Here is a 23674-nt window from a genome sequence, read left to right as displayed (position 1 = left end):
CAGGATTTCTATCAAATAGACACTTCTGACTAAAATTCGACCAATTCTCTTCTCTACAGAGAGCCTAAACAGCCCTCTATATAGAAGAGGGCCCTCAGATGACTCCAGCCTCCTTTAGAGCCGACACACTCGCAGGCGTCAAACCCAGCACTTGCTGCAGCACCTGATGAGTATGCTCACCCAATAGGGGCGGCGCACTACGATATTCAACGGGCGTCTTGGACAAGCGCATAGGACTGGCCACCTGGGGCACCATCCCAGCCAACGCATGAGGCAACTGCATCGCCAACCCACGCGCCTTTACCTGAGGATCGGCAAACACCTGCGCCAAATCATTGATCGGCCCACAAGGCACGCCCACCCGCTCCAGCTGAGCGACCCATTCAGCAGTGGTCTTGAACACAGTAGCCTGACGAATCAACGGGATCAGCGTCGCTCTATTGGCCACTCGCAGCTTATTAGTGGCAAACCGAGGATCATCCGCCCACTGGGGCTGCCCAGCCACCTCGGCGAACTTGCGGAACTGCCCGTCGTTACCCACAGTAAGAATGAAGTCGCCATCCGCCGTAGGAAAATCCTGATACGGCACGATATTCGGATGAGCGTTACCCAAACGCTTGGGAGAGACTCCCGTCGTCAGGTAGTTCATTGCCTGATTGGCCAGACAAGCCACCTGCACATCCAGCAGCGCCATATCGATATGCTGACCACCGCCGTCATGATCTCGGTGAGCCATGGCCGCCAGAATCGCAACCGTTGAATAGAGTCCCGTAAGAATATCCGTCAGCGCTACACCCACCTTGACCGGCCCGGCGCCGTCTTCACCCTCAGGGCGGCCAGTCAGACTCATCAGCCCGCCAAGCCCCTGGATCATGAAGTCGTAGCCCGCCCTCGTCGCATAGGGCCCAGTCTGGCCAAATCCGGTAATAGAGCAGTAGATCAACTCCGGATTGATCTCCTTGAGCGACTCATAGTCCAGCCCATAGGCCGCCAAGCCCCCAACCTTGAAGTTCTCGATCAGAATGTCGGACTTCGCCGCCAGGTCACGCACCAGCTTCTGACCCTCCGGCCGCGTGAAGTCGATCGTCACCGATTCCTTGTTGCGATTGGCCGACAGGTAATACGCCGCCTCAGTGGTGTTCTCCCCATAGGCATCCTTGAGGAAGGGCGGTCCCCAGGCACGAGTGTCGTCGCCGTTGCCGGGCCGCTCGACCTTGATCACTTCAGCGCCGAGGTCCGCCAGTATCTGCCCGGCCCAAGGGCCCGCCAGCACTCGCGACAAATCCAGTACCCGCAGGTGCGATAGCGCGCCCATGGTCGTCCTCCTATTAATAGAACGCCTGAATACCGGTTTGCGCGCGCCCCAGGATCAACGCATGCACGTCGTGGGTGCCCTCATAGGTGTTTACCACCTCAAGGTTGACCAGGTGACGGGCAATGCCGAACTCATCGGAGATGCCGTTCCCACCGAGCATGTCACGCGCCATCCGGGCAATGTCGAGGGACTTGCCACAGGAGTTGCGCTTCATGATCGAGGTGATTTCCACAGCCGCAGTGCCTTCATCTTTCATGCGACCCAACCGCAGGCAACCTTGCAGGGCGAGGGTGATCTCAGTCTGCATGTCTGCGAGCTTCTTCTGGATCAACTGGGTAGCCGCCAATGGGCGCCCGAACTGTTGACGATCAAGGGTGTACTGACGCGCGGTATGCCAGCAGAACTCTGCAGCCCCCAACGCCCCCCACGAGATCCCGTAGCGTGCCGAGTTAAGGCAAGTGAACGGTCCTTTCAGGCCACGCACATCCGGGAAGATGTTCTCCTCAGGAACAAACACGTTATCCATGACGATTTCACCGGTGATCGAAGCGCGCAATCCGACCTTGCCGTGGATCGCCGGAGCACTCAGGCCTTTCCAACCCTTTTCCAGGACGAAGCCGCGGATGTCGCCCGCATCGTCCTTGCCCCACACGACGAACACATCGGCAATCGGGCTGTTGGTGATCCACATCTTGCTGCCAGTGAGGCTGTAGCCCCCATCCACCTTACGCGCACGAGTAATCATCGCTCCCGGGTCGGAACCATGGTTAGGTTCTGTCAGACCAAAGCAGCCAATCCATTCGCCAGAGGCCAGCTTCGGCAGGTATTTCTGCTTTTGCGCTTCGGTGCCGAACTCATTGATAGGCACCATCACCAACGAGGACTGCACACTCATCATCGAACGGTAGCCGGAGTCCACACGCTCGACCTCACGTGCGATCAGGCCATAGCTGACGTAGTTCAGACCGCTGCCACCGTACTGCTCCGGAATCATCGCCCCCAGCAAGCCGGTCTCGCCCATTTCGCGGAAGATCGCAGGGTCAGTCTTTTCATGGCGGAAAGCTTCGAGCACACGCGGCGCCAGCTTGTCCTGGGCGAACTGCTCGGCACTGTCGCGCACCATGCGCTCTTCTTCGGTGAGCTGTGAATCCAGCAGCAGTGGATCGATCCAGTTGAAGCTTGCCTTACCGCCCATGAGTGAGTCCTCGCGAAGTAAATCAAAAGTCGTGCATGGAGCCTAGGCCGGCCAGGCGAGGAGGGCAAACGAGGTTTTTGCATAGCCTTGTGCTAATTTCTCACTCCGTAACATCCAGAACCGCCATGAATGACTTTTACTTGTGAGGCCACGGTACATGCGCAGAAAGATTCCCAGCACCACGGCGCTGGTCAGTTTTGAGGCAGCAGCCCGCCACGAGAGCTTTACCAAGGCTGCGCAGGAGCTTTCGATCACTCAGGGCGCAATCTGCCGCCAGATCGCCAGCCTCGAGGACTTTTTGAGTGTCGAGCTGTTTCGACGCTCGCGCCGAGGCGTAAAACTGACAGAAGCCGGGCTTTCCTACAGCCGCCGAGTGGCTACGCAGCTGGACGCGGTCGAGCGCGACACCTTATCGGTCATGGGCCAGCAGGGCACCAACGTTATCGAACTGGCGGTGGTACCGACCTTCGGCACCCAATGGCTGATTCCGCGCCTCAAGGACTTCCAGCGCAAACACCCCGAAGTCACCGTCAACCTCACCAACCGCACACGGCCTTTCCTGTTCGCCGATACCGAATTTGATGCCGCGATCTACTTTGGCGATGCCGACTGGTCCGGTACCGAATCCCACAAACTGATGGGAGAAAACCCGCTTCCGGTATGTAGCCCACGCTTGCTGGGTGAGCGAACGCACTTCTCCGCGCAGGAAATTGCCGAACTGCCTCTCCTGCAGCAAACCACACGACCCTACGCCTGGCGCCAATGGTTCAACGCGCAACAGCTGGACATACCCCGCGACATGACAGGCCCGCGTTACGAGCTATTCTCCATGTTGTCCCAGGCAGCCATGCACGACATGGGCGTCGCACTGATCCCGCCGTTCCTTATTCAGAGGGAATTGAAGGAAGGGCACCTGGTGGTCGCCAGCCCTCAGGTATTGGCGAGCTCGAAGGCTTACCACCTGATGATTCCCGAGAGAAAAGTCGAATCTGCCTCTCTCCACGCATTCCGAGACTGGCTGATCGACCAGTCACAACGCTATAGCCTCAATATTTAAAGGGGAAACCCAACAAGCTGACCCTGTAGTCAAATATTATAAATACCTACATATGTATATATATGTCGCAATTTAGAAGACCGTAGTTTTTGCCTCTAAACAAGCCTTAAAGCCATGCATATATTGGCCTGTAGCCATAAAGTCCCAGCGATAAACAGCCATTCACATCGGCGATGGAAAACAGCTCACATTTCAGCTATAAGCCTTTAACCACCTGTATTTGAAAGATTTATTAGTAAGCATTGCGACAATCAGTCACAGGGTGACTTGTAGTTAATTTTTCGTCACCCGTCATAATCTCTTGAAGGCCGTAAAGTTCGCCTGCAAAATGCCGCGCCCCGCTGTATTTCAGCGGGATCGTGCTGATCGGCCGCCCAGATGCACCTCTTGCGGTGCACTGGCCTTTTTACAAAATCAAAGCAAAAAGATCATGCAGGAGATTTGACGTGCACATTGGTGTTCCTCTCGAAACCCAGACCGGTGAAACGCGGGTGGCTGCCACCCCGGAAACCATCAAGAAGCTGATCGGCCAGGGCCACAAGGTCACTGTGCAAAGCGGAGCAGGCGTCAATGCCAGTGTCGTCGACAGTGCCTATGAAGCGGCAGGCGCAACCATTGGCAGCGCCAGTGATGCATTCGGCGCCGAGTTGATCCTCAAGGTGGTCGCCCCCAATGACAGCGAACTGACGCTGATCAAAAGCGGCGCCGTGCTGGTGGGCATGCTCAATCCGTTCAGCAACGAAACCATCACCCGCTTGGCCGAGCATGGCGTCACGGCCTTTGCCCTTGAGGCAGCGCCGCGTACCTCCCGCGCGCAGAGCCTGGATGTGCTGTCTTCCCAAGCCAACATCGCCGGCTACAAGGCCGTGTTGCTCGCCGCCCATCATTACCCTCGCTTCATGCCAATGCTGATGACTGCCGCCGGCACAGTGAAAGCCGCCCGCGTGCTGATTCTCGGCGCGGGCGTAGCAGGGCTGCAGGCGATCGCTACCGCGAAACGTCTGGGTGCGGTCATCGAAGCGTCCGACGTACGTCCGGCCGTAAAGGAACAGATCGAATCCCTGGGCGCCAAGTTCGTCGACGTGCCCTACGAAACCGACGAAGAGCGTGAGTGCGCCGTCGGTGTCGGCGGCTACGCGCGCCCGATGCCAACAAGCTGGATGCAGCGTCAGGCCCTGGCCGTGCATGAGCGTGCCAAGCAAGCCGACATCGTCATCACCACCGCATTGATCCCGGGCCGCAAGGCACCGACCCTGCTCAGCGCCGAGACCGTGGCACAGATGAAGCCAGGCTCAGTGGTCATCGACCTCGCTGCAGCCCAAGGCGGCAACTGCCCGCTGACCGTGGCAGACCAGGTGGTGGTGGAACACGGCGTGACCATCTGTGGCCCGACCAACCTGGCCGGCGCCGTCGCAGCCGACGCCTCGGCGCTGTATGCGCGCAACCTGCTGGACTTCCTGAAGCTGGTCTTCACCAAGGAAGGGCAGTTTGAAATCAACCTCGAAGACGACATCGTCGCCGCGTGCCTGATGTGCCGCGACGGCCAAGTCATCCGCAAAAACGCCTAAGCAGGGATTCAGACGATGGAAGAGCTTATCTCCCCCGGTATCTACAACCTGATCATCTTCGTGCTGGCAATTTATGTCGGTTATCACGTGGTCTGGAACGTCACTCCGGCCCTGCATACCCCGCTGATGGCCGTGACCAACGCGATTTCGGCGATCGTGATCGTCGGCGCCATGCTGGCAGCCGCACTCACCGTGACGCCGCTGGGCAAGACCATGGGCACCCTGGCCGTAGCCCTCGCCGCGGTCAATGTGTTCGGTGGCTTCCTGGTTACCCGCAGGATGCTTGAGATGTTCAAGAAGAAAGCCCCGAAAGTAAAAGAAGAGGCGCCCAAGTAATGAGCATGAATCTGGTCACGACGCTCTACCTGATCGCGTCGATCTGCTTTATCCAAGCCCTCAAAGGCTTGTCACACCCAACCACTTCACGGCGCGGCAACCTGTTCGGCATGCTCGGCATGGCTCTGGCGGTCCTCACCACTGTGGGCCTCATCTATAAGCTCGGCGCCGAACTGGCGACTGCCGGCATCGGCTACGTCATCGTTGGCCTATTGGTCGGTGGTACCGCTGGCTCAATCATGGCCAAGCGCGTGGAAATGACCAAGATGCCGGAGCTGGTAGCGTTCATGCACAGCATGATCGGCTTGGCAGCGGTGTTTATTGCGATTGCCGCCGTGGTCGAGCCGCAATCCTTGGGCATCGTCAAACACCTGGGGGATTCGATCCCCGCCGGCAACCGCCTGGAGTTGTTCCTCGGTGCAGCCATCGGTGCAATTACCTTCTCCGGCTCGGTCATCGCCTTCGGCAAGCTGTCGGGCAAGTACAAGTTCCGCCTGTTCCAAGGCGCACCGGTACAGTTCGGCGGTCAGCACAAGCTGAATCTGGTGCTGGGTCTGTTGACGCTGGGCCTGGGCCTGGCCTTCATGTTCACCGGCAACCTCAGCGCTTTCGCATTGATGCTGGCCCTGGCATTCGTGCTGGGCGTGCTGATCATCATCCCGATTGGCGGCGCCGATATGCCGGTGGTCGTCTCGATGCTCAACAGCTACTCAGGCTGGGCGGCGGCGGGTATCGGCTTCTCGCTGAACAACTCGATGCTGATCATCGCCGGCTCGCTGGTGGGCTCAAGCGGCGCAATCCTGTCGTACATCATGTGCAAGGCGATGAACCGCTCCTTCTTTAATGTGCTGCTCGGCGGTTTCGGCAACACGGCAGACGCCGCCGGCCCGGCTGGTTCGAAAGAAGCGCGCCCGGTGAAGTCCGGCTCGGCTGACGACGCGACCTTCCTGCTGACCAACGCCGACACCGTTATCATCGTACCGGGCTACGGCCTCGCGGTAGCCCGGGCGCAACATGCGCTGAAAGAGCTGACCGAGAAGCTGACTCACCGCGGCGTGACCGTGAAGTACGCGATCCACCCGGTTGCCGGCCGTATGCCTGGCCACATGAACGTGCTGCTGGCCGAGGCAGAAGTGCCTTACGACCAGGTGTTCGAGATGGAAGACATCAACTCCGAGTTCGGCCAGGCCGACGTGGTGCTGGTGCTCGGCGCCAACGACGTGGTCAACCCGGCCGCCAAGAACGATCCCAAGTCGCCCATTGCGGGCATGCCGATCCTCGAAGCGTTCAAGGCCAAGACCATCATCGTCAACAAGCGCTCGATGGCCAGCGGCTATGCTGGCCTGGACAACGAACTGTTCTACCTGGACAAGACCATGATGGTCTTCGGCGATGCCAAGAAGGTCATCGAAGACATGGTCAAGGCCGTCGAATAAACACTGCGCCAGCGCAATACTCAAAACCCTGGCCTTTAGTAGGCTGGGGTTTTTTATTGCTGATAGAAAACCGACAAAAGGCTCTAAATCGCTGCCTGGCATTCGACCATGGTAGCGGGACGAAACTTTTTGAAATCACTAGACTGCGCATCTTGCTTCCGTAGCCCGAGATAACAATCCATGTACCGTGATCGTATCCGCTTGCCTTCGTTGTTGAACAAGGTCATGAGCGCGGCTGACGCTGCCGCACTGATCCAGGACGGCATGACCGTCGGCATGAGCGGCTTCACCCGCGCCGGTGAAGCCAAGGCCGTGCCTCACGCCTTGGCCGAACGCGCCAAGACATCACCGCTGAAAATCACCCTGATGACCGGCGCCAGCCTGGGCAACGACCTGGACAAGCAACTGACCGAAGCCGGTGTACTGTCGCGACGCATGCCATTCCAGGTAGATAGCACCCTGCGCAAGGCGATCAATGCCGGCGAGGTGATGTTTATCGACCAGCATTTGTCGGAGACCGTCGAGCAACTGCGTAACAATCAGCTCAAGCTGCCGGACATTGCGGTAATCGAAGCCGTAGCGATCACCGAGCAAGGCCACATTGTGCCGACCACTTCCGTTGGCAACTCCGCCAGTTTCGCGATTTTCGCCAAGCAGGTGATCGTCGAGATCAACCTGGCACATAACCCGAACCTGGAAGGTCTGCACGACATCTATATCCCAAGCTATCGCCCGACTCGCACACCGATTCCGTTGGTGGCCGTGGACGACCGCATCGGCAGTACCGCGATCCCGATCCCGCCGGAGAAGATCGTCGCCATCGTCATCACCAATCAGGCGGATTCGGCCTCCACCGTGACGCCGCCCGACAGTGACACTCAGTCGATCGCCAATCACCTGATCAACTTCCTTAAAGAAGAGGTCGACGCCGGGCGCATGACCAATAAGCTCGGCCCGCTGCAGGCAGGCATCGGCAACATTGCCAACGCGGTGATGTGTGGCTTGATCGAGTCCCCGTTCGAAGACCTGACGATGTATTCGGAAGTCCTCCAGGATTCCACGTTCGACCTGATCGATGCCGGCAAGCTGAGCTTTGCCTCAGGCAGCTCGATCACATTGTCGGAACGGCGCAACGCCGACGTGTTCGGCAACCTGGACCGCTATAAAGAGAAGCTCGTGCTGCGGCCCCAGGAAATCTCCAACCACCCGGAGGTGGTGCGCCGCCTGGGCATCATCGGCATTAACACTGCGCTGGAGTTTGACATCTACGGCAACGTCAACTCCACCCACATCTGCGGCACCCGGATGATGAACGGGATTGGCGGCTCGGGCGACTTTGCGCGCAACGCGCACCTGGCGATCTTTGTCACCAAGTCGATTGCCAAGGCCGGCGCGATTTCCAGCGTGGTGCCAATGGTCAGCCATGTGGACCATACCGAGCATGACGTCGATATCCTGGTGACCGAAGTCGGCCTGGCCGACCTACGGGGCCTGGCGCCGCGGGAGCGGGCTCGGGTCATCATCGACAACTGTGTGCATCCGGCGTACCGCGATGCCCTGAATACCTACTTCACCCAAGCCTGCGCGCTGGGCGGGCACACCCCGCATATCTTGCGGGAAGCACTGAGTTGGCACATCAACCTGGAAGAAACCGGGCATATGCTGAAGGCGTGATTGATACAGATTCGGACTGATGCAAACACAGTTTCATCAGTCCGGGTTTCCAAACTCAACTTTTATAAAAAACTGTACTGCTGTACCGGTCATTTCCTACCGAAACATCCTACCTCAATCTCCAAAAACGCCTAAAACGCACCATAAAAGTGCCGACAGGTACAGTTGCCCCAATTTCGTACAGTACAGCCTTTATAAACAGTTAACTGGCCCCTCACAATACAGGTGAACTGTATCTAGAGAGTCTTGCGCCGGAGGAGGATCATTGGCATCAGTTAAACCACTACCTAATCCCGCCACAAGCGGAAGGATGTCATCATGGAACGTACACTCAGTTCCGATCTGTTCTTCGAAGAAAAAGCTGTAAACACCCAGGCCTCCCTGCCTCTGCGCGTTCTCGCCAACCTGATGTTGTGGCAGCGCCGCATCTCCAGCCGCCACCAACTGGCTCGTCTGGATTCGCGTCTGCTGGCTGACGCCGGTATCAGCGAAGCACAACGCTACGAAGAGCTGAGCAAGCCATTCTGGCGCTAATTAGCGTCCGCTGGCCCTGACCCACCGGGTCCACCGCCAGCACTCTGAATTGTGAAAACAAAACCCGCCCCGGGTAACAGGAGGCGGGTTTTGTCGTTTCTGGGATCTGGGTTTTTTGAGAGTGAAAACAGTCGGCTTTTATATGTACAGGTACAGTTTAAAAAACATAACAATTAAGCAGTACAATTAAGACTTGGTGTATCTGTACTGGCATTACCTTCCAGCCCAACATGGTGTCCCAGAACCTCATGAAAGACGTTCGCCATGAATACCCAAATCCAGCGACGCCCTCTGTTGATAAGGCTACTCAAGCGCACGGCCGCAGCGCTTGCTCGCTGGGAGCAACGTTCCCGCACGCGCAGGCTGCTGGCCCAGTTGGATCCGCGAGAATTGTCAGACGCTGGCATCAGTCACGGCGACCGAGCAGCTGAGCTGTCCAAGTCGTTCTGGAGTGAGTAATCGCTTCGGGTGGCTATCCGAACAGATAAACGGCGGCTTAATATCCATTTACCACGTGGCGAACCCTGTAGAACGGGCGTCTGATGCCCATGGTCCCGCTGCTCACATTAGCGGCTTTGTGCCACCCTTATTCGTTCATCTACAGGAGTCACCCCATGTCCCGTCTTCGCCTGCTGAGCACTGCAGCCCTGCTGGCCCTGGCTGCCAATGCCAACGCCTCCAGCCTGATCGTGACCACAGACTCGATCGTCGGCGCACTGAAAGCCACCTCAGATGCGACTTCCGACGCCACATCCTCCCTGCGTGACAACAAGGTCGTACGTGCTGCCCGAGACGACGCCGCCAGCTTCGTCGCCAGCGAAGGCGCGATCCGTGGCGTGAAGCTGGAAAGCGCCCTGGCCCAGATCCGCCAACAGGCTCCGCAACTGAACACCGCGACTGACGCTCAACTGGCCCAAGCGATCCTGGCCATCTGACCGCAGGCGAGGAAGAGGGGAGCGCCAAGCGCTCCTTGAACCCTCCACGCTGGCTCTCGCACGGGCATTACGCTAGCCTTGGCGCTCGTTTTCAGTTGTCGAGTCCCATGGCTTTTTCATACCGCCTGTTGATCGTCCCCGTATTATTTTGCGTCTGCTGGTCCACGCAGGTTCTGGCCTTTGACCTGTCCACCCAGAGCCTCGTTGTCAGTGCGTACGCCACCAGCAAAGTGACCTCCGCACCGTTCGACCATAAACTGATACTGGCCGCCCAGGATGACGCTGCCGCTTTCATTGCCACTGACGGCCAATGGCGGGGAGCCCGACTGGAATCAGCGCTGGATTATCTGCGCCATACCCAGCCAAAACTTAACGCCAGTGACCTTGAACTGGCGCAAGCAATTCTCGTCCAATAATCATCTTTGTATTTCGGAGTCATTCCATGCGTAGCCCGCTGATCGCCGCCGCTCTTGGCCTGCTGTTGTTGGCTGGTGTTGCCCAGGCACAAACCCTGAAGGCCACCAGTAACATCATCGTCCGTGCTTCGGCCCGCACCATCGATTTCACGTCGGACACCACCACGTCCATCCGCGACTCCAAAGTCGTACGCGAAGCCCATGACGATGCCGCCAGTTTCGTCGCCAGCAATGGCGAAATTCGCGGCGCTCAACTGGAAGCCGCCTTCGACACCCTGCGGACCCGCGTGCCGGAAGCCCGCGACGCCAGCGACCAGGTCCTCGCCGAAGCTATCCTCTCTCTGTGAGGCGCATTGCCGCCTGGCTACTGGCCGGCACCTTGCTGCTGGGCGCCAGCGCGGCTCAGGCCGCTCTGCAACTGCGGCTCAAGACCGTTGGCTTGAGCCCGGCCCAGCAACAGGCCAGCCAGGCATTGCTGGATGAAGCGATGCAGGCGTTGCCGCCGCGCTTCATCGAGCAACTGGACCGGACCATCGACGTCGGCTGGACCGATAAGATGCCCGAGAACGCCTACGGCCAGGCCTCGCTGGTGTCCGAACTGGACCTCAACAGCAACCTGTTGGAAGGCCTCACCGACGGCAGCGCCGCGACGCAAAAAACCAATCGCCCCCACGGCACTGTGCGCCGGGAAATGCTCGCCACCGTGCTGCATGAACTGACCCACATCTACGACCGTGCCCGTCTGTGGTCCAGCGCTGACCGCAAGCTGATCCAGCGCTGCAGCCGCCAGAACAACATCACCGGCCTGATCGGCCTGCCCGATCAATGCCGGGGCCAGAACGACCGTCGCTTTACCCTCAGCGATGACCCACGCCTGCTGGACCTAGCAGGGTGGCCGCAATACGTCGGGCGCCGGGGCGAACGTGAACAGAACAACCACCAGGTCGCCCGCAGCCCGGACATCTACGAAACTACCAGCCCGCTGGAGTTCGTCGCGGTCAACATGGAGTACTTCCTCCTCGACCCGAGCTACGCCTGCCGCCGGCCTTCGCTGTACCGCTATTACAAGGAACACTTTGGCTGGGCGCCGCCGGCCAAGGACACCTGCGCCAAAACCTACGCCTTCCTCAACGCCGGCAACGACTTCGCCAAGACGCCACTGGGCCAGGTCGATCCCGAGCGGGTCTATGAAATCGACTACCTGCTGGCCGAAGCCAACCAGAACCTGGTGAGCCGCTGGGGCCACAGCATGCTGCGCCTGGTGATCTGCGCCCCGGGCCGGCCACGGGGCCCGGATTGCCGGCTGGACCTGGATCAGCACCTGGTTCTGTCCTACCGCGCGTTTGTCGGTGACGTACAGCTTTCAAGCTGGGACGGCCTGATCGGCAAGTATCCGTCGCGGCTGTTCGTGCTGCCGTTGTCCCAGGTCATCGACGAGTACACCAAGACCGAACTGCGTGGCCTGGCCTCGGTGCCCCTGAAACTGACGCGCCAGGAGATCAACGACACCGTCGAGCACGCCGCCGAAATGCACTGGAGCTACGACGGCAACTACTTCTTCATCTCCAACAACTGCGCAGTGGAGAGCCTGAAACTGTTACGCAGCGGCAGCGCCAACCCGCAACTGACCGGACTGGACAACATCACCCCCAATGGCCTGTTGGAAGTCCTCAAGGGCCGGGGCCTGGCCGATACCAGTGTGCTGGATGACAAAAAACGCGCGCTGCGCCTGGGCTATCACTTCGACTCCTTCCGCGAGCGGTACCAGGCGATGTTCGAGGTGTTGAAAAAGCGCCTGCCGATCAAACAGGCTGAAGTGGAGGATTGGTTGTCCCTGAGCGCCGAGGAACGTCGCCCATGGTTTGCCGAAGCCGACCTGCGCACCAGCGCCGCCTTGCTACTGCTGGAACAGGCGAGTTTCCGCAAGCAGCTCATGCTGGCCCAGGATGAAGTCAAGCAACGCTACCTCGGCGCCCGGGAGCTGAAGAACGGGGGCATGGAGAAAGCCAACGCCACCTTGCAGCAGATCCTCGCCAATAGCGGCTTCCTCAGTCGCCCGGCAGAGCTGCTGGGCACCAGCGGTTACGGCTTGCCACAGCCGACAGAATCCAAACGCCTGGAATCAGAAAGCGCTGCGCGCCAGAAGCAACTGCAGTCGCTGACCGGCGATCTGGACAAAGAGGTGAGGGCTCTGCTGGAACCGTCCCGCGCGGCGGAGATTGCCGCATGTGAAGCCAACCTCAAGCAGTTGGGCGAGCACTTGCGCGCCTTGCACAAGGCCTCCGGCGGGTTCGAACTGCCCTAGAGCGTTTCTCCGTCTTCTTCCGGCAATTGCTCATCCAGATGCAACCACGGCAATCGGCTCTCTACCCAGATGTGCCGATCTGCCGGGGCCAGCTCCGGGTGATCCAGGGTTGCGATGGTCACATCGATACTCTCGGGGCTCAGGCGGGTCATCAACGCAAGGTGCGCCCCACAGTTCGAACAGAAATACCGCACGCACGTCGATGAAGATTCGTACTGCGTCGGCGCTCCCGCCACCCAGGCAAACGCGAAACGGGGCAGGGTGATCCAGGTGGTCACCAACCCGCCGCTGACCCGTCGGCAAATCGAACAGTGGCAGTGGGCAATATCCACCAACGCCCCGCTGAACTGATAACGCACCTGGCCGCAATGGCAGCCGCCTTGGTGTTGCTCATGCATGCTCTGTTCCTCACGTCCTTATTTCATATAGGACCAGTCGTCATTCAACGTAGCCTGTTTCTCAAGCGAAAGCTGGCTGAAAGCTTCCGAGACTAGGATCGCCCACCACTACCGGCAACAGACCGGTTGTTAACAACAACAATGGTGATTCCCGATGTCCGCTCGTACCCGCCTCTTTGCCCCGACTCCACCCGTACGCCTCGTGCTGTTCGTTCTGCGCTGAGCCCAACCGGTTCGCCATTCCCTAGCCGCGCTACGCCTGGAGTATTCCTATGCTGACTTTCCTTGGCTTTGCCATGGTCATCACGTTCATGTTCCTGATCATGACCAAGCGCCTGTCCGCGCTGATTGCCCTGATCATCGTGCCGATCCTGTTCGCGCTGTTCGGCGGCTTTGCGCCGAAGATCGGCCCGATGATGCTCGAAGGCATCACCAAGCTCGCGCCGACCGGCGTGATGCTGATGTTCGCCATTCTCTACTTTGCCCTGATGATCGACTCCGGCCTGTTCGACCCGGCTGTGCGCAAGATCCTCAAACTGGTGAAGGGCGACCCGCTGAAGGTCTCGGTCGGCACCGCCGTACTGGCCCTGGTGGTCTCGCTGGACGGTGACGGCGCCACCACCTACATGATCTGCGTGGCCGCCATGCTGCCGCTGTACAAGCGCATCGGCATGAGCCCGCGGATCATGGCCGGCCTGATCATCCTCGCCGGCGGCGTGATGAACATGACCCCGTGGGGCGGCCCGACGGCTCGCGCGGCCAGCGCGCTGCATGTAGACCCGTCGGATATTTTCGTTCCGATGATCCCGGCGATGCTGGCGGGTGTGGTTGCGATCCTGGTAATTGCCTACATGTACGGCAAACGCGAACGCGCGCGCCTCGGCGAACTGCACCTGCACGGCGACGAGATCGACCACAGCGAAATCAGCGTTTCACAGTACCCGGATGCCCGCCGTCCAAAGTTGATCTGGTTCAACGGCGCCTTGACCCTGGCCCTGATGTGCACCCTGATCGCCGGCCTGCTGCCGCTGCCCGTGCTGTTCATGGTGGCCTTCAGTATCGCGATGATCGTCAACTACCCGTGCCTGCAGCAGCAGAAAGACCGCGTCGCCGCCCACGCCGGCAGCGTATTGGCGGTAGTCGGGTTGATCTTCGCCGCCGGTATCTTCACCGGCATCCTGTCCGGCACCGGCATGGTCGATGCCATGTCCAAGAGCCTGCTGGCGGTCATCCCTGATGCCCTGGGCCCTTACCTGGCCGTGATCACCGCGCTGGTGAGCATGCCGTTTACCTTCTTCATGTCCAACGATGCCTTCTATTACGGCGTTCTGCCGGTACTGGCCGAAGCCGCCAGCCACTACGGCATCACCGCCGTGGAAATGGCCCGCGCCTCGATCGTTGGCCAACCCGTGCACTTGTTGAGCCCACTGGTTCCATCCACCTACCTGTTGGTGGCGCTGGCGGGTATCGAATTTGGCGATCACCAGCGCTTCACCCTCAAGTGGGCGGTGCTGGTGTGCCTGTGCATAATGGTCGCCGCATTGCTGATGGGGATTTTTCCGCTGTTCAGCACTCTATAATCGTACAACTCACTGCGCCGGCTCCTAAAGCTGGCGCGGTCTAACACTCGTTCAAAGGAATACACATGGAATGGCTGACCAATCCGGAAATCTGGATTGCTTTCTTCACCCTGACGGCCCTCGAGATCGTCCTGGGCATCGATAACATCATCATGATTTCGATCCTGGTCAGCCGCATGCCCAAGCACATGCAGGCACGTACCCGGATCTTCGGCCTGGCCCTGGCAATGGTCACGCGGATCCTGTTGTTGCTGTCGATCACTTGGGTGATGCGCCTCACCGACGACCTGTTCGTGGTGTTCGGCCAGGGCATTTCCGGCCGCGACCTGATCCTGTTCTTCGGTGGCCTGTTCCTGCTGTGGAAAAGCTCCCAGGAGATGTACCACGCCCTGGAAGGTGAAGACGAAACCCACGACGAGCCAAAAGGTGCCGGTGGCAAGTTCATCTACACCATCATCCAGATCGCGATCATCGACATCGTGTTCTCCCTGGACTCGGTGATTACCGCCGTCGGTATGGTTTCCCACGTACCGGTGATGGTGGCCGCGATCATCGTCGCCGTACTGGTGATGATGCTGGCCGCTGGCACCATCAGCGATTTCATCGACAAGCACCCGTCGCTGAAGATGCTGGCGCTGTCGTTCCTGCTGGTGGTGGGTACCGTGCTGATCGCCGAAGCCTTCGATGTTCACGTACCAAAAGGCTACGTTTACTTCGCCATGGCGTTCTCCCTGGCGGTAGAAGCGGTGAATATCAAGATGCGCACTGCCATCGCGAAAAAGAAGAAACAGCAGGACCCTGTGAAACTGCGCAAGGACATTCCGGGTCAATAACCTTGACCCGCTGCTGAAGAAGGGGCTCTCGAGCCCCTTTTTTTCATCTGCAAAAAGCTGATTTCATGACAGTTTTGTTTCAATCCCGACTTTAGCTATGCGATGCTGGCGCCGAGCCCATTCGCCAACTACAGCTTAAGTACAAGACGTAGAAAGGCACGCGGCACTATTCACTGGCTCCGATTGGAGCACGACTCAACACAGGGGGCCCAGCATGCTGACCCTGCTCAATCTGCTTTCCGCGGTAACCCTGCTGATCTGGGGCACGCACATCGTCCGTACCGGCATCCTGCGGGTTTATGGTTCCAACTTGCGCCAGGTCATCGGGCAGAACATGTCCAAGCGCTGGCTGGCGTTTATCGCCGGCATCCTGGTGACGGCCATGGTGCAAAGCAGCAACGCCACGGCGATGCTGGTGACCTCGTTTGTCGGCCAGGGCCTGATGGGCCTGATGCCTGCCCTGGCGACCATGCTCGGTGCCGACGTCGGTACGGCGTTGATGGCGCGGGTGCTGACCTTTGACCTCTCATGGCTGTCACCGCTGCTGATTTTCCTTGGGGTAATTTTCTTCCTGTCGCGCAAACAGACGCGCGCCGGGCAGATGGGTCGTGTCGGGATCGGTCTCGGGCTGATCATCCTCGCGCTGCAATTGATCGTCGAAGCCGCGGGCCCGATTACTCACGCACAGGGCGTTAAAGTCCTGTTCGCCTCGCTGACCGGCGACATCTTGCTCGACGCCCTGGTCGGCGCGCTGTTCGCGATGATTTCCTACTCCAGCCTGGCCGCCGTCCTACTGACCGCGACCCTGGCCGGTGCCGGCGTGATCGGCCTGCACGTGGCCATCGGCCTGGTGATCGGCGCCAACATCGGCAGTGGCGTGCTGGCCTTCCTCAGCACCAGCATGCAGAACGCCGCCGGGCGCCAGGTGGCCCTGGGCAGCCTGCTGTACAAGCTGATCGGCTTGTTGCTGATCATCCCGGTACTCGACCCGCTGGTCGGCTGGATGGACACTCTGGACTACAGCCCCCAAGGCATGGTGATCACCTTTCACCTGCTCTATAACGTTATCCGTTGCCTGATCCTGCTGCCGACCATTGGCCCAATGTCCCGCTTGTGCGCCTGGTTGCTGCCGGAACGCGAAGAGGTCAACGGCCTTGCCAAGCCGCGCCACCTGGACCTGGCAGCACTCGCCACCCCAAGCCTGGCACTGGCCAACGCCGCCCGCGAAACCCTGCGCCTGGGGGACCTGATCGACAACATGCTGACCTCGATGCTGGAAGTGCTGCGGGGCAAGCAGACCGCCATTACCCAGGAAATGCGCAGCCTGAGCGACGATGTCGAGGCGCTCTACAGCGCGATCAAGCTCTACCTTGCGCAAATGCCCCGGGAAGACCTCAGCGAGCAAGACAGCCGACGCTGGGCCGAGATCATCGAGCTGTCGATCAACCTGAAACTGGCCGGCGACCTGATCGAACGCATGCTGCGCAAGGTCCAGCAGCAAAAGACCTCCCAGCGCCGCTCGTTCTCCGAAGTCGGCCTGGAAGAGCTGGCCGGCCTGCAAACCCAGCTGATTGCCAACCTGCGCCTGGGCCTGTCGGTGTTCCTCAGCGCCGACCCGGAAAGCGCCCGGCAACTGCTGCGGGAAAAACGTCGCTTCCGCGCTCAGGAGCGTCGCCTGGCCCACGCCCACGTGAGCCGCTTGCAACGTAAAATCGTACAGAGCCTGGAGACCAGTTCCCTGCACCTGGAGCTGATTGCCGACATGAAGCGTCTGAACTCGCTGTTCTGCAGCAGCGCTTATGTGGTGCTGGAAACCACCGACACCGGCGCCCTCTCGGCGGACGATATTGCCGACATCACCCATTCGCCCTGAACGTACGACGGCGAGTGAAGTCAGTTAACAACGGACCTCACTCGCCAGGAAGCCTGTTATGCGTCGCCTGCTATTCGCCTGCCTGCTCATGGGCTCGGCACACACCTTTGCCTTTGACCGCCTGCAAGTCGAGGGCTACACCCTGCCCAACGGCCTGCAGTTGCTGCTCAAGCCGGGCACTGAACGCGGCCACGTGGCCATTCGCCTGGTGGTGGGTGTGGGCCTGGATGACTTCAGTTGCGAAGACAAGGAGCTGCCGCACCTGCTGGAACACCTGCTGTTCAGCGGTATAGACGGCGGCGGTGAAGGTGAGCTGGAAGAACGCATGCAAGCCCTCGGCGGCGACTGGAACGCCTACACCAGCAACGCCGACACCACTTTCGTCATCGAAGCCCCGGCGCAAAACCAGCGCAAGGTACTCGACCTGCTGCTGGCCATCATCACCCGCACCCAGCTGACCGACGCCAACATCAACGCCGCCAAACAGGTGGTGGAGCGCGAAGACGGCGGCCATTACTCACACCTGCAACGCCTGCTGGACCGCCAGGACCTCGGCCACAAGGCCAGCAGTCAGCTTGCCGTCGAGCTGGGCCTCAAATGCGCCGAGCGGGCCGAAGTCGAGCACCTGACTCGCGACCAGTTGGAAAAGCTGCGCAAGGCCTGGTACGCCCCCAACAACATGACCCTGATCATTGTCGGCGACCTCGACAAGCTGCTGCCGGCCTATCTCGAACGCACCTACGGCGCGCTTGACCCGGTTGACCCCAGCGAACATCGCCCACTGCCGGACATTCAACACGCCGCCGCCATTCGCCGAGACCTGATCCACGGCTGGGTCGGTGACAACGCCAAACTGCACTGGTTATTCCCCGAGCCGGTACTGGACGACCAGTACGATGAAACCTTCGACCTGCTCAAGGACTACCTGGACTGGGCGCTGTATCGCCAACTGCGGCTGCAGCATGGTTTGTCCTACGGCCCATGGAGCGAGCGCGAAGTGCTGGGCGGTGTCGGCTTCATGAGCCTCAACGCCGACCTTGAACGCGACAACCTGCCCGAAGCCGAGCACGTACTGGAAACCCTCAGGGCCCAACTGCTCAAGGACGGCCTCGACCCGGCCACCTTCGCCCGCCTGCAACAAGCCGCCATCGCCCGCCAGGCCTGGGCCGTTCAAGGTAATAGCGCGTTGGCCGACTATTACTGGAGTGCCTCGGGCGACTACGCCAAAGGGCGTTTCAGCGACCCGGCCAAGCGCATCAAGGCCGTCAGCCTGGAGCAAGCCAACCAGGCCATGCGCGAATTGCTCAAGCAGAACGGCTACTGGCGCATCGAGAAACCGTTGTTCAGCTACGACACCCTCAACTGGATCGCCGCCGGCGCACTGGGGCTGCTTGCGATTGTGTTGCTGGGCGTGTGGCGTTATCGCAAAGGGATTGCGTAATCAGGCCCCGAGAAAACGGCTAAAACGTTATTCTGTCTGGGATTTTTCCTACAAAGACTGTGAACTGCCGAATGCCTAACCTGACCCACTACATCCAGCGCATCCTCGAGCTGATGAAGCGCTACCCAGGGGTGATTGCACTCGGCGGCTTCATCTCGGGTGTGAGCAGCTTCATCCTGGTGGATCGCCAGCAAGGCATGGCCAGCTGGATCGCCATCATTATGCTGGTGAGCTGGTTATGGCTGATGCTCGAAAACAGCCTCACCCAACTGTTCAGCAAAGTCTTCAAGCGGGAAATCCCCGAACCGCTGCTGCGCTACGCCACGCAGATGATCCACCAGGAAAGCCTGTTTTTTGTCCTGCCGTTCTTTTTTGTCACCACCACCTGGAACAGCGGCCAGTCGATTTTTACCGGCCTGCTGGGTGCGGCGGCGCTGGTCTCGATCACCGACCCGCTGTACTACAAGTGGCTGGCGCCCAAGCGCTCACTGTTTCTCGCACTGCACACCCTGACCCTGTTTGCGGCCCTGCTGACCGCGCTGCCGATCATCCTGCACCTGACCACCGCCGAGAGTTACAAACTGGCCCTCGGCGTGGCAATGCTGCTGTCGATCCCGAGCCTGGCCGTGAGCCTGCCGCTGCGCAGCATCAAGGGTTGGGCGATGCTGTTGGGGGTTACCGCAGCGATTGGTTGCGCCGGCTGGTTCCTGCGCACGTGGGTGCCGCCCGCTACCCTGTGGATGACCGAAGTGGCCATCAGCACCCAATTACAGGACCGCACGCCCGGCGATGACCTGAAAGAAGTCAGCGCCGCCCAACTGCGCAGCAGCGGGCTGTATGCCTACACCGCGATCAACGCGCCGCGCGGCCTGGATGAGCGGATCTACCATGTGTGGAAATTCAACGGCAAGGAAGTCGACCGCATCGCCCTGGACATCCATGGTGGGCGCAAGGAAGGCTATCGGGCCTGGACCCACAAGCAGAACTTCCCCCCCGACTCGGTAGGACGCTGGCAGGTACGGGTGCTGACCGAAGATGGCCAAGTGATCGGTGTGTTGCGCTTCAAGGTGACTGACCCCGGTCAGGACGCCACAACGCCAGACGCGCCAAAGTAGGCAGGATCGTGCTATTACGTAGGAATTCTGGAATAGCCAAACAAGCTCGGAGCTTATGACCAGTAGCACAACGGCCGGTGCAGCCCATCTGGACACGTCCACCCAACCTCCACTGTTGAGGATTACGGGAGATTGGACGCTGGCCCACTATGCCAACCTGAAGAAGCTGTCGGAAAAGCTCGACGGCCAGTACGACGCGGGCGCACGCATCGACCTTAACGGTCTCGGCGCCCTGGACACTGCCGGCGCCTCGCTGCTGGTGGAGTTGCTCGGCCCCGAGCGTATCGAACAATCCGCCGAACAGACCGACTGCAGCCTCTCGACCGCCGACCGCGCATTGCTGAAAACCGTCTACCGCTCCCTGAACGACTTCTGTGTGCCGGTCAAAGAACCGGAAGAAGCCGCCGGCATCATATTGCTCGCGCGCATTGGCGGCGCGGTCTACACCGTCTGGCAAGACGGCATGAAACTGCTGGGCTTTATCGGCCTGATCCTCGAAACCTTCGCCCGTGGCGTATTCCGGCCCAAGCGCTGGCGCGTGACGCCAATGGTCGCGCATATCGAACAGACCGGTCTCGACGCCGCACCCATCGTGGCCTTGCTGACCTTTCTGGTGGGCGCGGTGGTGGCGTTTCTCGGCGCCACGGTGCTGGCCAGTTTTGGCGCGAGCATCTTTACCGTGGACCTGGTGGCGTTCTCCTTCCTGCGGGAATTCGGCGTGTTGCTTACCGCGATCCTGATGGCCGGCCGCACCGCCAGTGCCTTCACCGCACAGATCGGATCGATGAAGGCCAACGAAGAGATCGACGCGATTCGCACCCTGGGCCTCGACCCGATGGAGTTGCTGGTGCTGCCCCGGGTGCTGGCATTGCTGGTGGCGCTGCCGATGCTGACGTTCCTCGCGATGCTCTCGGGGATTATCGGTGGTGGTGTGGTGTGTGCCGTGGCCCTGGATATTTCGCCGGCGATGTTCCTCTCGCTGCTGCAATCGGACATTGGCGTGCAGCACTTCCTCGTCGGCATGGTCAAGGCGCCGATCTTCGCATTCCTGATCGCCGCCATCGGCTGCCTCGAAGGTTTCAAGGTCAGCGGCAGCGCCGAATCCGTCGGTGCCCACACCACCTCCAGCGTGGTGCAATCGATTTTCGTGGTGATCGTACTGGATGCGGTCGCCGCACTGTTCTTCATGGAGATGGGCTGGTGAGTCGTCTGCGCCGTGCGCCCACTGAGGCGGTGATTGAAGTCCGCGGGCTGTGCAACCGCTTTGGTTCGCAAAGCGTGCACGAGAACCTCGACCTGGATTTGTACAAGGGCGAAATCCTCGCCGTCGTCGGAGGCTCCGGCAGCGGCAAGTCGGTGCTGCTGCGCAGCATCATTGGCCTGCGCCAGCCCAGCGAAGGGGAAGTGCGGGTGTTCGGGCAGAACTTGCCGAGCCTCTCGGAGCATGAGCGGTCGATGGTGGAGCGGCGCTTCGGTGTGCTGTTCCAGAAGGGCGCACTGTTTTCCTCGCTGACGGTCACGGAAAACGTCGCCTTGCCGCTGATCGAGCATGCCGGCCTCAGCCGTCCCGACGCCGAACACCTGGCGGCAGTGAAACTGGCGTTGGCCGGGCTGCCGTTGTCGGCCGCGGACAAATATCCCTCGTCACTCTCCGGCGGCATGATCAAGCGCGCAGCCCTGGCCCGCGCCCTGGCGCTGGACCCGGACATTCTGTTTCTCGACGAGCCCACCGCCGGCCTCGACCCGATCGGCGCCGCCGCCTTCGACCAACTGATCCTGACCCTGCGCGATGCGTTGGGCCTGAGCGTGTTCCTGGTCACCCACGACCTCGACACGCTGTACACCATCACCGACCGCGTGGCGGTGCTGGCGCAGAAAAAGGTACTGGTGGCAGATGCCATCGATGTCGTCTCGGAAACCGACGACGCCTGGATTCACGAATACTTCCATGGCCCACGGGGCCGCGCGGCATTGGATGCCGCTCAACTGCTCAACGAGGTATGACATGGAAACCCGAGCCCATCATGTGATGATCGGTCTGTTCAGCGTGATCGTCGTGGTCGGCGCCATGCTGTTTGGCCTGTGGCTGGCCAAATCCAGCGTCGACAGCGCCTTTCAGGATTACGAAGTGATCTTCAACGAGGCGGTCAGTGGTTTGTCCCAAGGCAGCGCCGTGCAGTACAGCGGGATCAAGGTGGGCGACGTCACCAGCCTGCGCCTCGACCCGAAAGACCCGCGCCGGGTATTGGCACGCATCCGTCTGGCCGGGCAAACACCGATCAAGGAAGACACCCAGGCCAAGCTGGCCCTGACCGGCATCACCGGCACCTCGATCATCCAGCTCAGCGGCGGCACGCCCCAAAGCCCGGAACTCAAGGGCAAGGACGGCGAGTTGCCACAAATCATCGCCTCACCGTCGCCTATCGCTCGCCTGCTGAACAACAGCAATGACCTGATGACCAGCATCAACCTGCTGCTGCACAACGCCAACCACATGTTCTCCCGGGAGAACGTCGAGCGCCTCAGCAACACCCTGGACAACCTGCAGCAGACCACCGGCGCGATTGCCGACCAACGCGGCGACATCAAGGTGGTGATGCAGCAATTGATGCAGGTGAGCAAACAGGCCAGCGCCACCCTGGAGCAAACCACCGCACTGATGCGCAACGCCAACGGTTTACTCAATGATCAGGGCAAGCAGGTGTTCGGCAGCGCTGAAAAGGCCATGCAGTCCCTTCAACAAAGCACGGCCACGATCGACACCTTGCTGACCAACAACAAGGATTCCCTGAACAGTGGCATGCAGGGTCTCAACGAACTGGCGCCAGCGGTGCGCGAGCTGCGGGAAACCCTGGGTTCGTTGCGCGCCATTTCTCGCCGCCTGGAAGCCAACCCCAGCGGTTACCTGCTGGGCAGCGACAAGAACAAGGAGTTCACGCCATGAAGCGTGCTTACCAAGTGATCGCCCCCGTTGCCCTGGCATTGGTCAGTGCGTGTTCGATCTTGCCCAAGGCGGACCCTTCGGACGTGTACCGGCTGCCCTCGGCGCAGACCACCGCGCAGGCCAGCCCTGTGATCTGGTCGCTGCGCGTGGCCAAGCCGCAGACCAGCGAATTCCTCGACAGCCCGCGGATTGCCGTAGTGCCTAACGGTGACCTGATCAGCAGCTACGCGAATTCCCGCTGGAGCGATCCGGCACCGGTGCTGTTGCGTAACCGGTTGCTGGACGGGTTCCAGCGGGACGGACGGGTGACGTTGCTCAGTACCGATGAGACCAATCTGCAGGCGGACTTTGAGTTGGGCGGGCAGTTGCAGGCGTTTCAGAGTGAGTATCGCGGCAGTGCGGTTGAGGTGGTGATACGCCTGGATGCGCGACTGGTGCGCGGGAGTGATCAGCGGATTATTGCCAGCAAGCGGTTTGAGGTGAGGCAGCCGGTGGGGGATACCAAGGTGCCGGCGGTGGTGGCCGGGTTTGGTCAGGCTGGGGATGCATTGAACAAGCAGGTGGTGGATTGGGCAGTCGGCCTGGGAAGCCGCGCTTTTGTGGCGAGGGAGCTTGCTCCCGTTGGGCTGCGCAGCAGCCCCAAAACCAGTCAATGAGCTTTGACTGACACACCTGCGATAACTTACTGGGGCCGCTTCGCGGCCCAACGGGAGCAAGCT

The 23674-nt window shown here is 60.2% G+C and carries 23 protein-coding genes; 20 read left to right on the top strand and 3 right to left on the bottom strand.

Annotated elements, in window-relative coordinates; genetic code table 11:
• Positions 1 to 94: 94 nt before the first annotated feature.
• Positions 95 to 1315: a CaiB/BaiF CoA-transferase family protein gene (locus LIY45_RS16580; protein ID WP_017478005.1), complete on the bottom strand. Its 1221-nt coding sequence runs from the start codon at positions 1313 to 1315 to the stop codon at positions 95 to 97.
• Positions 1316 to 1328: 13 nt separating this feature from the next.
• Positions 1329 to 2510, bottom strand: a complete 1182-nt coding sequence (locus tag LIY45_RS16575; protein ID WP_010168706.1) for an acyl-CoA dehydrogenase — start codon at positions 2508 to 2510, stop codon at positions 1329 to 1331.
• 157 nt (positions 2511 to 2667) lie between these two features.
• Here LIY45_RS16575 and LIY45_RS16570 point away from each other — a divergent pair, with 157 nt between their 5' ends.
• From LIY45_RS16570 to LIY45_RS16520, 11 genes are all read left to right on the top strand, one after another.
• The gene (locus LIY45_RS16570; RefSeq protein ID WP_226476939.1) at positions 2668 to 3567 is read left to right on the top strand and encodes a LysR family transcriptional regulator; all 900 of its coding nucleotides are present in this window, start codon (positions 2668 to 2670) and stop codon (positions 3565 to 3567) included.
• Between the two features lie 446 nt (positions 3568 to 4013).
• The gene (locus LIY45_RS16565; protein WP_017478003.1) at positions 4014 to 5135 is read left to right on the top strand and encodes a Re/Si-specific NAD(P)(+) transhydrogenase subunit alpha; all 1122 of its coding nucleotides are present in this window, start codon (positions 4014 to 4016) and stop codon (positions 5133 to 5135) included.
• 15 nt (positions 5136 to 5150) lie between these two features.
• On the top strand, positions 5151 to 5471 hold the full coding sequence (locus tag LIY45_RS16560) for an NAD(P) transhydrogenase subunit alpha (protein ID WP_003187417.1): 321 nt from the start codon (positions 5151 to 5153) through the stop codon (positions 5469 to 5471).
• Positions 5471 to 6907, top strand: coding sequence for an NAD(P)(+) transhydrogenase (Re/Si-specific) subunit beta (locus LIY45_RS16555; protein ID WP_003214748.1), 1437 nt, complete (start codon positions 5471 to 5473; stop codon positions 6905 to 6907). The genes LIY45_RS16560 and LIY45_RS16555 overlap by 1 nt, the downstream gene beginning before the upstream one ends.
• Before the next feature lie 180 nt (positions 6908 to 7087).
• Positions 7088 to 8581, top strand: a complete 1494-nt coding sequence (locus LIY45_RS16550) for an acetyl-CoA hydrolase/transferase family protein (protein WP_177069799.1) — start codon at positions 7088 to 7090, stop codon at positions 8579 to 8581.
• Between the two features lie 318 nt (positions 8582 to 8899).
• Positions 8900 to 9115 carry a DUF1127 domain-containing protein gene (locus LIY45_RS16545; protein WP_003214752.1) on the top strand — a complete coding sequence of 72 codons (216 nt, stop codon included), beginning with the start codon at positions 8900 to 8902 and terminating at the stop codon, positions 9113 to 9115.
• Positions 9116 to 9379: 264 nt separating this feature from the next.
• Positions 9380 to 9574, top strand: coding sequence for a DUF1127 domain-containing protein (locus LIY45_RS16540; protein ID WP_226476938.1), 195 nt, complete (start codon positions 9380 to 9382; stop codon positions 9572 to 9574).
• A 155-nt stretch (positions 9575 to 9729) separates the two neighbouring features.
• The gene (locus LIY45_RS16535; RefSeq protein ID WP_017478000.1) at positions 9730 to 10050 is read left to right on the top strand and encodes a DUF2388 domain-containing protein; all 321 of its coding nucleotides are present in this window, start codon (positions 9730 to 9732) and stop codon (positions 10048 to 10050) included.
• 107 nt (positions 10051 to 10157) lie between these two features.
• Positions 10158 to 10466, top strand: a complete 309-nt coding sequence (locus LIY45_RS16530) for a DUF2388 domain-containing protein (RefSeq protein ID WP_226476937.1) — start codon at positions 10158 to 10160, stop codon at positions 10464 to 10466.
• A 26-nt stretch (positions 10467 to 10492) separates the two neighbouring features.
• A complete protein-coding gene (locus LIY45_RS16525; RefSeq protein WP_003214760.1) occupies positions 10493 to 10813 on the top strand; it encodes a DUF2388 domain-containing protein in 321 nt (106 codons plus the stop codon).
• The gene (locus LIY45_RS16520) at positions 10810 to 12771 is read left to right on the top strand and encodes a DUF4105 domain-containing protein (RefSeq protein ID WP_226476936.1); all 1962 of its coding nucleotides are present in this window, start codon (positions 10810 to 10812) and stop codon (positions 12769 to 12771) included. The genes LIY45_RS16525 and LIY45_RS16520 overlap by 4 nt, the downstream gene beginning before the upstream one ends.
• Here the strand turns inward: LIY45_RS16520 and LIY45_RS16515 are convergent.
• Positions 12768 to 13169, bottom strand: a complete 402-nt coding sequence (locus LIY45_RS16515) for a GFA family protein (protein WP_226476935.1) — start codon at positions 13167 to 13169, stop codon at positions 12768 to 12770. The genes LIY45_RS16520 and LIY45_RS16515 overlap by 4 nt on opposite strands.
• A 272-nt stretch (positions 13170 to 13441) precedes the next feature.
• On the opposite strand from LIY45_RS16515, the gene LIY45_RS16510 reads away from it, so the two are divergent.
• From LIY45_RS16510 to LIY45_RS16470, 9 genes are all read left to right on the top strand, one after another.
• Positions 13442 to 14749 (top strand): CitMHS family transporter, encoded by a 1308-nt coding sequence (locus tag LIY45_RS16510; RefSeq protein ID WP_017477996.1) that lies wholly within the window; start codon positions 13442 to 13444, stop codon positions 14747 to 14749.
• Between the two features lie 65 nt (positions 14750 to 14814).
• Complete coding sequence (locus tag LIY45_RS16505) at positions 14815 to 15582, top strand: TerC family protein (protein ID WP_003214768.1); 768 nt, start codon at positions 14815 to 14817, stop codon at positions 15580 to 15582.
• Between the two features lie 214 nt (positions 15583 to 15796).
• The gene (locus LIY45_RS16500) at positions 15797 to 17455 is read left to right on the top strand and encodes a Na/Pi cotransporter family protein (RefSeq protein ID WP_017477995.1); all 1659 of its coding nucleotides are present in this window, start codon (positions 15797 to 15799) and stop codon (positions 17453 to 17455) included.
• Between the two features lie 58 nt (positions 17456 to 17513).
• Complete coding sequence (locus LIY45_RS16495; protein WP_201140645.1) at positions 17514 to 18896, top strand: insulinase family protein; 1383 nt, start codon at positions 17514 to 17516, stop codon at positions 18894 to 18896.
• Between the two features lie 71 nt (positions 18897 to 18967).
• Positions 18968 to 20011 carry a DUF5924 family protein gene (locus LIY45_RS16490; RefSeq protein ID WP_017477993.1) on the top strand — a complete coding sequence of 348 codons (1044 nt, stop codon included), beginning with the start codon at positions 18968 to 18970 and terminating at the stop codon, positions 20009 to 20011.
• 55 nt (positions 20012 to 20066) lie between these two features.
• Entirely contained in the window at positions 20067 to 21215 is a 1149-nt protein-coding gene (locus LIY45_RS16485; protein ID WP_226476934.1) for an ABC transporter permease, read from the top strand.
• Positions 21212 to 22015 (top strand): ABC transporter ATP-binding protein, encoded by an 804-nt coding sequence (locus tag LIY45_RS16480; RefSeq protein WP_017477991.1) that lies wholly within the window; start codon positions 21212 to 21214, stop codon positions 22013 to 22015. The genes LIY45_RS16485 and LIY45_RS16480 overlap by 4 nt, the downstream gene beginning before the upstream one ends.
• A 1-nt stretch (position 22016) precedes the next feature.
• Positions 22017 to 22955 (top strand): MlaD family protein, encoded by a 939-nt coding sequence (locus LIY45_RS16475; RefSeq protein ID WP_017477990.1) that lies wholly within the window; start codon positions 22017 to 22019, stop codon positions 22953 to 22955.
• Positions 22952 to 23611 carry an ABC-type transport auxiliary lipoprotein family protein gene (locus tag LIY45_RS16470; protein ID WP_226476933.1) on the top strand — a complete coding sequence of 220 codons (660 nt, stop codon included), beginning with the start codon at positions 22952 to 22954 and terminating at the stop codon, positions 23609 to 23611. The genes LIY45_RS16475 and LIY45_RS16470 overlap by 4 nt, the downstream gene beginning before the upstream one ends.
• Positions 23612 to 23674: the final 63 nt, after the last annotated feature.

Source organism: Pseudomonas sp. MWU16-30323, assembly GCF_020515595.1.
Classification (GTDB): domain Bacteria; phylum Pseudomonadota; class Gammaproteobacteria; order Pseudomonadales; family Pseudomonadaceae; genus Aquipseudomonas; species Aquipseudomonas yamanorum.
Note: the sequence above shows the minus strand (reverse complement) of the source record. Positions and strands in the feature narration are given on the sequence as shown.

Excerpts from the sequence above, each read along its gene's own strand:
- LIY45_RS16580 (WP_017478005.1), bottom strand. The coding sequence starts at position 1,315 with ATGGGCGCGCTATCGCACCTGCGGGTACTGGATTTGTCGCGAGTGCTG.
- LIY45_RS16575 (WP_010168706.1), bottom strand. The coding sequence starts at position 2,510 with ATGGGCGGTAAGGCAAGCTTCAACTGGATCGATCCACTGCTGCTGGAT.
- LIY45_RS16570 (WP_226476939.1), top strand. The coding sequence starts at position 2,668 with ATGCGCAGAAAGATTCCCAGCACCACGGCGCTGGTCAGTTTTGAGGCA.
- LIY45_RS16560 (WP_003187417.1), top strand. The coding sequence starts at position 5,151 with ATGGAAGAGCTTATCTCCCCCGGTATCTACAACCTGATCATCTTCGTG.
- LIY45_RS16555 (WP_003214748.1), top strand. The coding sequence starts at position 5,471 with ATGAGCATGAATCTGGTCACGACGCTCTACCTGATCGCGTCGATCTGC.
- LIY45_RS16550 (WP_177069799.1), top strand. The coding sequence starts at position 7,088 with ATGTACCGTGATCGTATCCGCTTGCCTTCGTTGTTGAACAAGGTCATG.
- LIY45_RS16545 (WP_003214752.1), top strand. The coding sequence starts at position 8,900 with ATGGAACGTACACTCAGTTCCGATCTGTTCTTCGAAGAAAAAGCTGTA.
- LIY45_RS16540 (WP_226476938.1), top strand. The coding sequence starts at position 9,380 with ATGAATACCCAAATCCAGCGACGCCCTCTGTTGATAAGGCTACTCAAG.
- LIY45_RS16535 (WP_017478000.1), top strand. The coding sequence starts at position 9,730 with ATGTCCCGTCTTCGCCTGCTGAGCACTGCAGCCCTGCTGGCCCTGGCT.
- LIY45_RS16530 (WP_226476937.1), top strand. The coding sequence starts at position 10,158 with ATGGCTTTTTCATACCGCCTGTTGATCGTCCCCGTATTATTTTGCGTC.
- LIY45_RS16525 (WP_003214760.1), top strand. The coding sequence starts at position 10,493 with ATGCGTAGCCCGCTGATCGCCGCCGCTCTTGGCCTGCTGTTGTTGGCT.
- LIY45_RS16515 (WP_226476935.1), bottom strand. The coding sequence starts at position 13,169 with ATGCATGAGCAACACCAAGGCGGCTGCCATTGCGGCCAGGTGCGTTAT.
- LIY45_RS16510 (WP_017477996.1), top strand. The coding sequence starts at position 13,442 with ATGCTGACTTTCCTTGGCTTTGCCATGGTCATCACGTTCATGTTCCTG.
- LIY45_RS16505 (WP_003214768.1), top strand. The coding sequence starts at position 14,815 with ATGGAATGGCTGACCAATCCGGAAATCTGGATTGCTTTCTTCACCCTG.
- LIY45_RS16500 (WP_017477995.1), top strand. The coding sequence starts at position 15,797 with ATGCTGACCCTGCTCAATCTGCTTTCCGCGGTAACCCTGCTGATCTGG.
- LIY45_RS16495 (WP_201140645.1), top strand. The coding sequence starts at position 17,514 with ATGCGTCGCCTGCTATTCGCCTGCCTGCTCATGGGCTCGGCACACACC.
- LIY45_RS16490 (WP_017477993.1), top strand. The coding sequence starts at position 18,968 with ATGCCTAACCTGACCCACTACATCCAGCGCATCCTCGAGCTGATGAAG.
- LIY45_RS16485 (WP_226476934.1), top strand. The coding sequence starts at position 20,067 with ATGACCAGTAGCACAACGGCCGGTGCAGCCCATCTGGACACGTCCACC.
- LIY45_RS16475 (WP_017477990.1), top strand. The coding sequence starts at position 22,017 with ATGGAAACCCGAGCCCATCATGTGATGATCGGTCTGTTCAGCGTGATC.
- LIY45_RS16470 (WP_226476933.1), top strand. The coding sequence starts at position 22,952 with ATGAAGCGTGCTTACCAAGTGATCGCCCCCGTTGCCCTGGCATTGGTC.